Genomic DNA, 13,536 nt, shown 5'->3' with positions numbered 1-13,536 from the left:
ATCATGACTGTCGACCCGGACGTACCGCTGGCGAGTGAAGCTCTGCTGCGCCCAGTGCGGCCCGGGAACGCGTTCGAGGACACCGTGGGCCGGCTCCTGCAGACCATTCGGCTCGGCGTGCTCGCTCCGGGCGAATCGTTGCCGCCGGAGCGGGAGCTGGCGGCGCGACTTGGTGTCAGTCGCGACACCGTGCGCGAGGCGATCAAGTCGCTGGCCGACGCCGGCTATCTGGTGTCGCGGCGCGGGCGCTACGGAGGCACCTTCCTTGCCGAGGAACTACCGCGGCACACCGAGTCCACCGACGCGGTGACCCGCGCCGAAATCGACGACGCCTTGCGCCTGCGGGAGATCCTCGAGGTCGGCGCCGCGCGGATGGCCGCAAACCGTACCCTGACCGCGTCGGAAAGGGAGGAGCTGTGGGCGCGCCTGCGCGATGTTCGCGGAGCCGCGCCCGATGCCTACCGACGACTGGATTCGAGGCTGCACCTTGCCATCGCCGAGGCGGCGGGATCGCCGTCGCTGGTGCCGTTGGTCGCGGAGAACAGGATGCGCCTCAACGGCCTGCTGGATCAGATCCCGCTGCTGCAGCGCAACATCGCGCACTCCGACGAGCAACACGAGGCGATCGTGATGGCGATCCTCGCAGGCGACAGTGACGGTGCGGCATCGGCCATGCGTGCCCATGTCGAGGGTTCGGCCACCCTGCTTCATGGATTCCTGGACTGAGATGGACCCGATGCCTGCGCAAACACGGACGTCATCGCAGCCAATCCGGCTGTCTGGAGGGCTAGATTTGACGGATGGCGGAAGCAGGTGGCCACGCGGGCGTCGAGGCGGTGGTGCGACGGGCGTCGTCGGCGCTTGCCGACGTCGACACCAGCGGCTGGGCGCAGCGGTTCGACCTCCTGTCCGACCCGCATCGCCTGGAGATCCTGCTGGTCCTGCATCGCGCACCCGGAATCAACGTCGGAGATCTGGCCTCGGTGCTGGGACGGTCGGAGAACGCGGTGTCGCAGGCACTGCGCGTGTTGCGGCAGCAGGGCTGGGTGAGCTCAACCAGGGTCGGCCGTGCTGTCAGTTACCGCCTCGAGGACGAGATCGTGCACGACCTGCTGCATTGGATCGGCGCCCGGCACGGCTGAAGGCCAGCACATGCCGCTGACTCTGACAGATGAACAACTCAACGAGATGTTCGACCAGATTCCGGTGTTGGCCGGCCGTCCGCGTCACCTCGATGAACTGCCCGGCGGGCTGACCAATCGCAATATCAAGATCACGACAGCCGACGCCGTCTACGTAGCGCGCTGCACCGACGCGTCGTCGGGCATGCTGGGAATCGACCGGGACCGCGAGTGCCACAACACCCGCGCCGCCGAACAGGCAGGGGTAGGCGCGCCGGTCATCGACTACCGCCCCGACCTCGGCATCCTGCTGCTCGGATATCTCGAGGGAAAGACACTGTCCAACGAGGACTTTCAACGGCCCGGTGTGATAGCCAAAGCGGCCGCGGCGATACGGGCACTGCACGGTGGGCCGCGGTTCCGCGGTCGCTTCGACATGTTCGAACGTCAGCCGGCTTATCTGAAAACAGTGCTGGACAAAGGATTCCGGATACCCGACGACTATCTAGACCATGCGGACACCTTCGACGAGATCGCCACGGTGCTGGCGGTGACCGATGAGGAGACGGTGCCGTGCAACAACGATCTGCTGGCCGGCAACTTCATCGAGGACGGTCACCGGATCTGGCTGATCGACTACGAATACTCCGGCAACAACGATCCGTGCTTCGAGCTGGGCAATACCTGGGCCGAGTGCGGTTTGTCCACCGAACAACTCGACGAGTTCGTCACCGCGTATTACGGGCGGCGGCTGCGCAACAAGGTCGCGCGTGCGCACCTGCAGGGCATCGTCGGGAAGTACGGATGGACGCTCTGGGGCTGTATTCAGAATGGTTCTAGCGCAATCGATTTCGACTTCTGGAGATGGGCGATGGAACGGTATGAGGGTGCGGTGGCCGAGTTCAAGGGGCCGAATTTGGCGCGGCTGCTCGATGATGCGCAGGCTACCGACTGATGCCGCCTGAACTTCCCGACCGTGCCAAGGCGGTCATCATCGGCGGCGGCGTCATCGGCACCAGCGTTGCCTACCATCTGACCAAACTCGGCCTCACCGATGTCGTATTGCTCGAACAAGGGCAGCTATCGAGCGGCACGACGTGGCACGCCGCGGGGCTGGTGGGCCAGCTGCGTGCCTCGGAGAGCCTGACGCGACTGGTGCAGTACTCGACTCAGCTCTATGCGGAGCTTGAAGACGAGACCGGACTCTCGGCGGGCTACAAGCGCTGCGGGGGAGTCACGGTCGCCCGCACAGAAGACCGGATGGTCCAGCTGCGCCGCACCGCCGCCAGCGCCGAGGCCTTCGATATGGAGTGCGAACTGCTCAGCCCCGAGCAGGCTCTCGAGCACTACCCGGTGATGCGCGTCGACGACCTCGTGGGCGCCATCTGGTTGCCCGGTGACGGGAAGGCCAACCCGACCGACCTGACGTTCGCGCTGGCCAAGGGCGCGCGAATGCGCGGCGCCCGAATTCACGAGAAGATCAGGGTGCTCGACGTTCTCACTGACGCCGGCCGAGTGACCGGCGTGCGCACCGACGGCGGGGACATCGAGGCCGAGATTTTCGTCAATTGTGCGGGGCAATGGGCGAAACAGATCGGTGCCATGGCGGGCGTGAACGTTCCGCTGCACTCGGCCGAGCACTTCTACGTCGTCTCCGAGCGCATCGAAGGTGTCCATCCGGACCTGCCGATCCTGCGTGACCCCGACGGTTACACCTATTTCAAGGAGGAGGTCGGCGGACTCGTCATCGGTGGCTTCGAACCCGAGGCCAAGCCGTGGGTGTCACCGGATGAGATCCCGTACCCGTTCGAGTTCCAGCTGCTGGACGAGGATTGGGAACACTTCGAGATCCTGATGAATAACGCGCTGCTGCGCATCCCGGCGCTCGAAGAGACGGGTATCAAGAAGTTCTACAACGGTCCAGAGAGCTTCACCCCCGACAACCAGTTCATCCTCGGCGCGGCACCTGAAATCGAAAACTTGTACGTCGGAGCGGGATTCAACTCCGTCGGCATCGCCACCGCCGGGGGTGCGGGTCGCGCTCTCGCCGAGTGGATCGTCAACGGCGCCCCGACCGGGGACCTGACGGGAGTCGACATTCGCCGCTTCGCACCGTTCAATGGCAATCGGCGGTGGTTGCACGACCGGGTGGCCGAAGTCCTCGGCGTTCATTACGAGATCCCCTGGCCCAATCGAGAGTTGACCACCGCCAGGCCGTTCCGCCGATCGCCCGTGCATCACTTGTTGGTGGCGGCGAACGCCAACTTCGGCAGCAAGATGGGGTGGGAGCGGGTCAACTTCTTCGCGCCCTCCGGGGCCGAGCCGAGCATCGAATACACGTGGGGTAAGCCGAACTGGCTGCCGTGGTCGGCCGCAGAGCAGTCCAGCACACGGAACAACGTCACAGTGTTCGACCAGACGTCATTCTCGAAATACCTTCTGGTGGGTGCGGATGCCGAGGCGGCGCTGCAGTGGCTCTGCACAGCCGATGTCGCAGTGCCGGTCGGCCGATCGGTGTACACCGGGATGCTCAACGAACGGGGCACCTACGAGTCGGACGTGACGGTCACCAGAGCCGGCGCGGAGGAATTCCTGATCGTCAGCAGCGCGGCCACCACCGAACGCGACAAGGACCACATCCGCGCGAACCTGCGTGGTGCCAATGCATCGCTGGTCGACGTGACGTCGGCCTATGCGGTGTTCGGCGTCATGGGTCCCAATTCCCGCGACCTGCTAGCCAGCCTCACGACAGCCGACCTCTCCGATGCGGCGTTCGGATTCGGCACCAGCGCGCTGATCTCGCTGGGATACGCGACGGTCCGCGCGACACGCATCACCTACGTCGGTGAATTGGGTTGGGAACTCTATGTTCCCGCCGAGTTCGCGGTGGGGGTCTACCAAGATCTGATATCAGCGCCGTTCGGGGTCGCGCGCGGCGGGTACTACGCGATCGAATCGCTGCGACTGGAGAAGGGCTATCGCGCGTTCGGACGGGAATTGACACCGAGCGAAAACCCGGTCGAGGCGGGTCTGCTGTTCGCGTGCAAGCTCAAGACCGACATCGGATTCCTCGGACGGGAGGCCGTCGAGAAGGCCAAGGCCGAGGGGCCGCACAAGCGGCTGGTCGGATTCCAGGTCGACGACCCCGACGCGATGCTGTGGGGTGGCGAGCCGATCCGGCGCGACGGGGTCGTGGCGGGCCAGGTTACGTCGGCGGCGTGGGGTGAGACCACCGGTGCCTGCGTCGGGTTGGCGTACGTACGGAAACCCGATGGCGGCGTCGTCGACACCGATTGGGTGAAGAGCGGGAGCTATCAGGTCAACGTCGGTGGCCGGTTGTACCCGATCTCGGTATCGCTTCGTCCGCTGTACGACCCGACCAACGCGCGGATCCGCCCGTAACAGGTTCAGGCGCGGGTTACGCAGCGCATCCGTTGCTCTGACCTGCAAATTTCATCTCCTCGTCAGGGAATTCGAACGTCCGCCGATGACGGTTGACCTGTCAATCGGCTGAGCCGCGAATCGAAATCAGGAGATGAAAACATGACCGAATTCCACTGCATCGGACGCATCGGAGCCCTCGCCGTTGCTCTCGGCGTGGGTGCTGTGATCGCACCCCTTGCGATGGACGTCCCCAGCGTTGCAGGTTGGAGTGTTCGGCTTGTCGCCGCGCCAGCCGCGGCTGTGGTGCCGGCGACGCCGTCGGCGTCGCACCCCGCACCTGTGTACGCGCCGAATTCGACGGCAACCCGCTCCGCGCCGGTATACGCGGTGGCCCCCATTCCGGCGCCGGTCCTGGCTTTCAGCACGGGCCATGACGATACGAAAGAGGCAGAGTTCGATCTCGAACGAATCTCATTGCCGGGCAGTATTTTTAGTGCCTCAGAGGTACGAACCCGACGAGGCTCGACAATCCCTGTGCTGTTGCGCACCCCCGGCGTAGGGGATGCATCTGTGCGAGATGGTCGTGCCGCGGGGTCAGTCGCCGCGTCTGCCCCTCGCGTCGGTCTGCAACCGGGAGCGGCGGGGGCTGGCGATCTCATGGGCCGACTCATCGGCGACGGTGACGAACCAGGTGAGGACGGCGGCCTGTTGATCGGCAATGGCGCCGACGGTGGCCCCGGACAGAACGGCGGCCGCGGCGGACTCCTCATGGGCAACGGAGGTAAGGGCGGCAACGGCCTTGACGGCCAGGCGGGCGGTAAGGGCGGCGCTGCTGGTCTGATCGGCAACGGCGGCGCGGGCGGCGACGGCGGCGGCGTGGTGACGAGTGGAACCGACGTTGCCAACGCGGCCAATGGTGGTGACGGTGGCAACGGCGGATTGCTTCGCGGCAACGGCGGTGCTGGGGGCCGGGGCGGTTATGCATCCTCCGCGCAGGGGTCCGCCCACGGCGGGAACGGTGGAAACGGCGGTACGTCCGGACTTTTCGGTGGCACCGGTGGTGCGGGCGGAAACGGCGGGGGTGGCGCAGGCAACTTCGGCAGTGGCTTCGGCGGCCAGGGCGGCAAGGGAGGCGATTCGGTGAACGGTTCGGCCGGCGGCGGAGGTAAAGGCGGCGACGGAACAAGCAATCAGGGCGGAGCGGTGGCGGGTTCGGGTGGCGCGGGTGGCAACAGCAGCGGCTCGGGCAGCGGAGGAGCGGGCGGCACGGGCGGAAACGCAAGCGGCGCCAAGGATCAGGTGTTCGGTGGATCCGGTGGTAGGGGTGGCAACGGCGGAACCTTCGGTGGCGCGGGCGGCGCCGGCGGTAAGGGCGGAACCTCCAATACGAAAGCCGGCGGCGCGTACGGCGGGACCGGAGGCGGAGGCGGTAAGGGTGGTCTCAATTCGGCGGGAGGTTCCGGAGGACAAGGCGGCACCGGCACGGCGACCACCGGCAACGGCTACGGCGGCGGCGGTGGTAACGGTGGCGGTGGCGGCCGGGGCGGAGTCGGCGGCAAGGGCGGATCCGGTGGGACCGGCACCAGCAGCACGGGTTCCAGCGGGCAGGACGGTCCCAACGGATAGTTCGGGGTTGCATAGGCCGTGCCGCGCTTTCGTGCGGCACGGCCTCCTCATATGCGGATTCCGCCGCGCACAGCGTGTGCTGTGGTGAGATTGAAGACGGTGAACACGGGTGATCCACGATGACAGCCGAATTCGGGCTCCTCGGCGATGTCGAGGTCCGGCTCGACGGGCAGCGGCTCGACATTGGGCATGCCAGGCAGCGCTGCGTACTCGTCGCCCTCCTCGTCGACCTCAACCACGCCGTCACCGCGGATCAACTCATCGACCGGGTGTGGGCGAACGAGACTCCGTACAAGTCCCGTAATGCGCTGGCCGCGTACGTGTCGCGGTTGCGCCAGTCGTTCGCCGGCACCGACGAGGCGGTGATCGTGCGAAGCCCCGGTGGATACACGCTTCAGGCCGACCCGATGGCCGTCGACCTGCACCGCTTTCGGCGGTCCGTCGAGGCCGCCCGTGCACTGGCGGAGCCCGGCGAATCCGCGGCTGCGTTCGACACAGCCCTGAAACTCTGGCGAGGCGAACCGTTCACCGCACTCGATACGCCGTGGATAAATGACATCCGGGACTCGCTTCTGCTGGAACGATTTTCGGTGACCCTGGACCGCAACGACGCCGCATTGCGTGCCGGACGGCATACGGAACTGCTCGGCGATCTGACCGCGGCCGTTCAGGCGCATCCGCTAGACGAGCGGTTGGCTGGACAGCTGATGCTCGCGCAGTACCGCAGCGGCCGACAGGCCGAAGCCCTTGAGACGTACCGCAAGACGCGGGACCGGCTAGTCGACGAACTCGGTGTCGATCCCAGTCCATTGCTGCAGGCGGTGCACCAGCAGATCCTCGACGGTGAGGCGGCGCCGTCGGTGAAGGCGCCGCCGACCCAGTCCGCACGTGTCGAGACCCGACGATCGGCGGGGCTGCCGCGACGTGTCACGAGTTTCGTCGGTCGCGAACACGACCTGATCGGGGTCGGCGCCGCACTGGTGCGTGGGGCATTGGTGACGCTGACCGGTGTCGGCGGAGTTGGTAAGACGCGGCTGGCCTTGGAGACGGCCGATCGGGAACAGGCACGCTTCGCCGACGGTGTGTCGATCTGCGAACTGGCGCCCGTCGAGGACGGTGCGGCGGTGACACACGCCGTCGCGGCTGCGCTGCGACTGCAACAGCGGCAGGGGCTCGGCATCGAGGACACCGTGATCGAATACCTGCGCACCCGTGAGTTGCTCCTGGTCGTCGACAACTGCGAGCACGTCCTCGACGATGCGGCGCTGCTGCTCGACGGGATTGTCACTCAGTGTTCCGGCGTCACACTCCTGGCGACCAGCAGGGAAGCGCTCGGAATCGCGGGGGAGCGCATCGTGCCTGTCGAGCCCCTGTCTGACGATGACGCGGCAGCGTTGTTCGCCGACCGGGCGAAGGCGACCCGGTCCGATTTCGATCTCGCTCGCGAGCCGGTCGGCGCCGTGGCCGAGATCTGCCGCAGGCTCGATGGGCTGCCGCTGGCGATCGAGTTGGCAGCGGCGCGGATGCGTGCGATGAGCAGTCTCGATGTGGCCCGTCGGCTGGACCGGCTACGGCTCCTCGCGGGTGGGACACGCGGCGCCCATCCGCGTCACCAGAGCCTGTCGGCGACCATCGATTGGTCCTATCAGCTGCTCTCCGAGCCGGAACAGGCGCTATTCGCCCGGCTTTCCGTATTCGCCGGCGGTTTCGACATCGATGCCGCCCACGGTGTGTGTGGTGACGAGAACGCCGAGGAAGACGACACACTGGAACTGCTCACGGGCCTCATCGACAAGTCGATGGTCATCGCCCGCGGCGGTACCCGCATGTCGCGGTACAGCATTCTGGAGACGCTTCGCGCCTACGGTCGGGATCGTCTGCGGGAGAACGGCCTTGACGATACATACGCGCAGCGCCACGCGGCCTACTTCACTTTGCTCGCGGAACGTGCCGCGGTGGGCACGCAGGGCACTGACGAGCAGGCGTGGGTCGAGCGGATGCTGCCCGACTATGACAATCTGCGCGTGGCGTTCGAACATCTGATGGCGGTGTCCGACATCGATACGGCACTTCGGCTGGTCACATCTTTGCCCGAATTCGTCCATCTTCGAATAGGTTACGAATCTTCTGGCTGGGCAGAGCGGGTCGTCGCGGAGGCCGACAGTGACCACCCGCTGTTCGTGGCGGCCGTCGGATTTGCGGCACGCGGTGCGTGGAATCGCAGTGACTTCGTCGCGGCCGAGGCGATGGCCACTCTCGCGCAGGGTCGCGTCCCTGGGCGAGGCAACGGACGTGTCGCGTATCCGGGGGATGTCCTCGCCGACGTGTCGTTGTACCGCGGCGATGCGGCCAGGGCACTAGCGCATTACGAAAGCGAGGTAGCACGCGCGCGCCGTGACGACGACCCGATCCGATTGGTGTGGGCGTTGTTCTACGTCTCGATTTGCCAGGCCGCGACGCGTCGACCGGAGGACGGCATCGACGCGGCCGAGGAGTCGCTGCGGGTGGCAGAGAACACGGCGAACCCGACGGCGCGGTCCATGGCGCGTTATGCGCTGGGTCTCGTGTTGAAGAAGTCTGATCCCGACCGGGCGCTGGCATTGTTCGACGACGCCGCCGAGCTCGCGGCGTCGGTGCAGAACTTCTGGTGGCACGGCATCGCCCTGATGGAGGCGGCGGCCACACGCTCGGTGCACCGCGACCCGGCGAGCGCAGCGTGCGCCCTCCTCGAGGTGCTCGACCATTGGGACCGGGTGGGCGATTGGAGTCAGCAATGGCTCAACGTGCGCTACGTTGCGCGCTTTCTGTCCAGGATGGGTGCCGACGACGATGCGGTCGCACTTCATCACGCGTTGGTCGCCGCGGGCAGGCTCTCGCCACTCGAGCCGGACCAGGTTTCCGCGATCGGTGAGCCTCATCAGGAGCCGTTGACTCCAGCCGAGGCGGTGGCGCGGGCGCGCACGAGCCTTGCCCGCTTCGCCTCGGCTGCGGCTTAGTCGCCGCCACGTTTTTTGCCCTTGAACAGGGCATTTCACGTTTCTCGAACGCATGCCGAAATGGCGGGCGCAAGGGTTGTGCCGTCAAGAGTTCGCCGGAACAAGCCGGCGGGCGAACAAGCACAGGAGAAACATGATGGGAAATCACACAATGCTCAAGCGAGCGATCGCCACTGCACTGCTGTCGGCGACGGTCGCGACGCCGGCAGTTCTCGGGCTCACCGCAGGTACGGCCGCTGCCCGGCCCATTGAGAGCCCCAACTGTGCAGGCATGCTGCATTCGTTTGAAAGCAGCATGAGCGCGGCCAGGGTGGCACGGCAGCAGGGCGACGACAAGGCATATCGCGAATGGATGACGCTTGCCGGCCGGGCAAAGGCGAATTACAACAGGCATTGCCTGGGGTAAGCCGCTGAGCCGGGCGGGTTATGTCGGGGCCCGCCTGGTTCGGTCCCAATTGCCGTTTCATACCCAAATCATCAAAGGAGAAGGAATTATGACCAACATCGTGGACAGAGATTTCGATCGTGAATTGAAAGCAAAGCATCGGGCGTTGTGGGCGTCCGGTGATTACGCGGCCGTTGCCGCCGAACTCATTCCCGCGCTGGGACCCGAACTGGTTCGCGCGAGCGGCGTGAAACAGGGCGACCATGTCCTGGACGTGGCCGCGGGCTCGGGTAACGCCGCCATTCCCGCTGCCGCGGCCGGTGCGATCGTCACGGCCAGCGACCTGACACCGGAGCTGTTCGACGCCGGCCGCAGTATTGCCGCGCAACGAGGAGTCGACCTGGAATGGGCCGAGGCCGACGCGGAGGCACTACCGTTCGCCGACAACAGCTTCGACGTTGTGATGTCTTGTGTCGGCGTGATGTTCGCGCCGCACCACCAGGCGGCGGCCGACGAGTTGGTACGGGTGACCCGCCGCGGCGGGACGATCGCCTTGCTCAGCTGGACCCCCGAGGGGTTCATCGGCAACCTGCTCAAGACGATGAAGCCGTACGCACCGCCGCCTCCGCCCGGCGCGAGCCCCGCCCCGTTATGGGGTTCGGAGGATCACGTGCGCGAGTTGTTCGGAGATCGTGTGAGCGATCTGACGATGTGGCGGCAGACCGTGGTGCTCGACCACTGCACGGAGCCAACTGAGTTCCGCGAGTATTGGAAGCGAAATTACGGGCCGACGATCGCCGCGTATAAGTTCAACGCCGACGCGCCGGAGAAGGTCGCAGCGCTGGACGCCGACTTCCTGGAGTTCCTCACCAGCTGGAACCGGGGCGAAGGTGAACGCGCGCGGTGGGAGGCCGAGTACTTGTTGGTCACCGCCACCAAGCGTTAGGACGCCAGGATCCCACACATGAACATCTGTTCAGCTAGACAGGTGTTCGGTGTGGGTTCTAGGCTCGCCATGTGGTTGTGAACTCGGTCGCCATGCACATGAGCGACGGCATCGTCAACGCGCCGACATCGGTGATCTTCGGGGTCATCGCCATCGCCGCGATCGGGTTGTGCGCCGTGAAGGCGCGCACCGAACTCGACGAGCGCACGGTACCGCTAGCCGGCCTCGTCGCGGCGTTCATCTTCGCCGTGCAGATGGTCAACTTCCCGATCCTTCCCGGCGTGAGTGGGCACCTGCTCGGCGGCGCCCTGGCTGCGATCCTGGTCGGCCCGTACACCGGCGCGCTGTGCATCGCGATCGTGCTGATCGTGCAATCGCTGTTGTTCGCCGACGGCGGCATCACTGCGCTCGGCATGAACATCACCAACATGTCCGTCGTCGGCGTCGCCGCGGCGTATGCGACGGCGGTGGGGCTGTACGCGGTCGCGCGACGGCGGGCACCCGACGTTCCCGTGGCTGGGCTCGGCGTCATCTCGTTCATCGCCGCGCTGATCGGAACCGTCTGTGCGGCAATGGCATTTGTCGTCGAGTATGCCATCGGGGGCGCCGGGGTCACGTCGCTCGGCGCGGTAACCGCCTACATGTTCGGCACCCACGCGCTGATCGGAGTCGGGGAGGGAGTTATCACCGCCGTCACCGTGATGGCCGTGGCTCGCTCGCGACCTGACCTGGTCTATCTGATGCGCGGGGCACGGGCGGAGGTGCCCGCGTGAAGCGATGGTCGTTCTGGATCGCGTTCGCGGCCGCCACTTTGTTGATCGCCGGCGTCGTGTCGTACTTCGCGAGCTCGAGCCCCGACGGCCTGGACTCCGCGACGCTCCAGGGTTGCCAGGTCGTCGAGACCGCAGACGGTGAAGAGCTGACCGGCGATTGCATCGCACAGCACGCCTCTGAGCACGCCATGTCCACCTCGCCGCTGGCCGATTACGCGATCGGCGGACAAGACGGCACTGGCGGGATCGCGGGCGTCATCGGCGTCCTTGTCACCGTCGTGGTGGCCGGCTCGGCGTTCTGGCTCATCGCGAGAAGTCGCCGATCCGCCGACAAGCAGACCTGACAATGGGCGCAGGCGCGCATCCGTTCTACCGCCACGACGAGTCACCCGTACACCGGACTCCCGCCGAGGTGAAGATCGTCTGTCTGCTGGTGTTCGTGCTTGCCGTCGTCGCGACGCCGCGAGAGATGTTCTGGCCGTTCGCGATCTACGCCGCGATCATCGTCGCGATATGGCAGCTCGCACGGATAACTCTGCGGTGGGTGTTGCCGCGCATGCTGATCGAAGCGCCGTTTCTGGTGCTTGCGGTCCTGCTGCCGTTCGCCGAGGGCGGGCAGCGCGTCGAGGTTGCGGGACTGCACCTTTCGTTGGCCGGCCTGTGGGCGGCGTGGGGCATCGTCGTCAAGGGCACCCTGGGCGTCGCGGCCGCGCTGACGCTGGCCGCCACCACCTCGGCGACCGAACTTCCCGCGGCGCTGAGCCGGTTGGCGGTACCCGCAGTCGTGACGTCGGTGCTCGTGTTGATGATCCGCTACATCGATCTGCTGGCGGCCGAGGTGAGCCGGATGCGGATGGCGCGGATCGCCCGGGGTGACTCACCGCGCGCACTGCATCAGGCTCGCGCGATCGCGACTGGCATCGGTGCTCTGTTCTTGCGCTCCTACGAACGCGGCGAGCGGGTGTATGCGGCGATGCTGTCGCGTGGATTCGACGGTAGGGCACCAGATCTCGCTGTGATCGGCGCCCCACCTAAAGCTGTCGCTCGGCAGTGGGTGGTGGCTATGCTCCCAGCTGCCGCTGCGGTCGCGGTGTCGGCGGCGGCGTGGGTGACGCTGTGACGGCGATCAGGGTCGAGCGGCTCCGCCACGTCTACCCGGATGGGCACGTGGCGCTGGACGGCGTAGACCTCGAAGTCGCTGCGGGCGAGCGGGTTGCTGTGCTGGGCCCCAACGGGGCAGGCAAGACGACGTTGATGCTGCACCTCAACGGCGTCCTGACGGCGACCACCGGGTCTGTGCAGATCAGTGGAATTGAGTTGGAGCGCAGGAGCCTTCACGACATCCGCAGGCGCGTCGGGCTGGTTTTCCAGGACCCCGACGATCAGCTGTTCATGTCGACGGTCGCTCAGGACGTCGCCTTCGGGCCCGCGAACTTCGGACTGCGCGGTGAGGAACTCGCCGCGCGGGTGGCTAACGCGCTAGAGCTGGTGTCGCTGACCGAGGACGCCGAACGCAGCCCCACCCATCTGTCCGCGGGTCAACGGCGCAGAGCCGCATTGGCCACCGTGCTTGCCTGTCAGCCCGACATCCTGGTGCTCGATGAACCATCGGCCAACCTGGACCCCGTCGCGCGACGCGAACTGGCCGAAACACTGTCCGGTCTGAACGCCACCATGTTGATCGTCACCCATGACCTGCCCTACGCGGCGCAGCTGTGCGACCGGGCCGTGGTGATGGACGGTGGTGTCATCGTCGCGGACGGCGCGATCACCGACCTCCTCTCGGATCCGGATTTGCTTGCCGCGCATCGGCTCGAACTGCCGTGGGGCTTCTCCGTCCGAGGCCGCTGAAGAACAGTTGACCCACGGGGCCACGATCCTTACGGTCGAAAGCGCGTGCGGTGTGCAGGAACCTGGTCGAAATCCAGGACGGTCGCGCCACTGTGGTCACACCCGAGGGTGTGTGAGTCAGATACTGCCCCGCGCGTACTCGCACACGACCGGGGACGCGAAATCCCCGAAAGGGGACGCTTCAATGGCGATATCCATGCAGGGGCCTTCGGCGACATCGGGCGAATGGACCAGACGGGCCATTGACGTGATGACGGCATGGTCGGAACAGTCCGACGGTAGGAAGTTCGCCGCTGACCGTGTGGCGGCATACGTCGGTGCCGAAGCCGACGGCGCGATGACACTGACGGTGGGGTTCATCAACTTGTCTGCCATCCTGTTGCTGCAACTGCAGGCTGTAACCGGTTGCGACGTGCGGGAAATCCTTCAGGATGCGGCCAAAGTGACGCTGTGA

12 protein-coding genes, 1 pseudogene and 1 riboswitch are annotated in these 13,536 nt (G+C 66.1%); all 13 genes and pseudogenes read left to right on the top strand.

Annotated elements, in window-relative coordinates; genetic code table 11:
- Positions 1-3: 3 nt before the first annotated feature.
- The 13 genes and pseudogenes from ACIA48_RS06705 (at position 4) to ACIA48_RS06645 (ending at position 13,536) form a co-directional block, all read left to right on the top strand.
- Positions 4-726 (top strand): FadR/GntR family transcriptional regulator, encoded by a 723-nt coding sequence (locus tag ACIA48_RS06705; protein WP_396728954.1) that lies wholly within the window; start codon positions 4-6, stop codon positions 724-726.
- A gap of 74 nt (positions 727-800) precedes the next feature.
- Positions 801-1,142 (top strand): ArsR/SmtB family transcription factor, encoded by a 342-nt coding sequence (locus ACIA48_RS06700; protein WP_396728952.1) that lies wholly within the window; start codon positions 801-803, stop codon positions 1,140-1,142.
- A gap of 10 nt (positions 1,143-1,152) precedes the next feature.
- Positions 1,153-2,076, top strand: a complete 924-nt coding sequence (locus ACIA48_RS06695) for a phosphotransferase (RefSeq protein ID WP_396728950.1) — start codon at positions 1,153-1,155, stop codon at positions 2,074-2,076.
- Positions 2,076-4,523 (top strand): FAD-dependent oxidoreductase, encoded by a 2,448-nt coding sequence (locus tag ACIA48_RS06690; RefSeq protein WP_396728948.1) that lies wholly within the window; start codon positions 2,076-2,078, stop codon positions 4,521-4,523. Before ACIA48_RS06695 ends, ACIA48_RS06690 begins: the two co-directional genes overlap by 1 nt.
- A 639-nt stretch (positions 4,524-5,162) precedes the next feature.
- Positions 5,163-5,864, top strand: a pseudogene (locus ACIA48_RS06685) (PGRS repeat-containing protein); the annotation flags it as partial.
- A 386-nt stretch (positions 5,865-6,250) separates the two neighbouring features.
- Positions 6,251-9,127 (top strand): BTAD domain-containing putative transcriptional regulator, encoded by a 2,877-nt coding sequence (locus ACIA48_RS06680; protein WP_396728946.1) that lies wholly within the window; start codon positions 6,251-6,253, stop codon positions 9,125-9,127.
- Positions 9,128-9,263: 136 nt separating this feature from the next.
- Complete coding sequence (locus ACIA48_RS06675; RefSeq protein ID WP_396728943.1) at positions 9,264-9,533, top strand: hypothetical protein; 270 nt, start codon at positions 9,264-9,266, stop codon at positions 9,531-9,533.
- Between the two features lie 88 nt (positions 9,534-9,621).
- Complete coding sequence (locus ACIA48_RS06670) at positions 9,622-10,458, top strand: class I SAM-dependent methyltransferase (RefSeq protein WP_396728940.1); 837 nt, start codon at positions 9,622-9,624, stop codon at positions 10,456-10,458.
- Between the two features lie 92 nt (positions 10,459-10,550).
- A complete protein-coding gene (locus ACIA48_RS06665; protein WP_396730657.1) occupies positions 10,551-11,231 on the top strand; it encodes an energy-coupling factor ABC transporter permease in 681 nt (226 codons plus the stop codon).
- Positions 11,228-11,575, top strand: a complete 348-nt coding sequence (locus ACIA48_RS06660) for a PDGLE domain-containing protein (protein ID WP_396728938.1) — start codon at positions 11,228-11,230, stop codon at positions 11,573-11,575. Before ACIA48_RS06665 ends, ACIA48_RS06660 begins: the two co-directional genes overlap by 4 nt.
- Positions 11,576-11,577: 2 nt before the next feature.
- Complete coding sequence (cbiQ, locus tag ACIA48_RS06655; protein WP_396728936.1) at positions 11,578-12,351, top strand: cobalt ECF transporter T component CbiQ; 774 nt, start codon at positions 11,578-11,580, stop codon at positions 12,349-12,351.
- The gene (locus tag ACIA48_RS06650) at positions 12,348-13,082 is read left to right on the top strand and encodes an energy-coupling factor ABC transporter ATP-binding protein (RefSeq protein ID WP_396728933.1); all 735 of its coding nucleotides are present in this window, start codon (positions 12,348-12,350) and stop codon (positions 13,080-13,082) included. The genes cbiQ and ACIA48_RS06650 overlap by 4 nt, the downstream gene beginning before the upstream one ends.
- Positions 13,082-13,230: riboswitch (cobalamin riboswitch) on the top strand. (Overlaps the previous gene by 1 nt.)
- 36 nt (positions 13,231-13,266) lie before the next feature.
- Positions 13,267-13,536: a hypothetical protein gene (locus ACIA48_RS06645; protein WP_396728931.1), complete on the top strand. Its 270-nt coding sequence runs from the start codon at positions 13,267-13,269 to the stop codon at positions 13,534-13,536.

This window comes from Mycobacterium sp. NPDC051804 (assembly GCF_044452905.1).
Classification (GTDB): Bacteria; Actinomycetota; Actinomycetes; order Mycobacteriales; family Mycobacteriaceae; genus Mycobacterium.
Note: the sequence above shows the minus strand (reverse complement) of the source record. Positions and strands in the feature narration are given on the sequence as shown.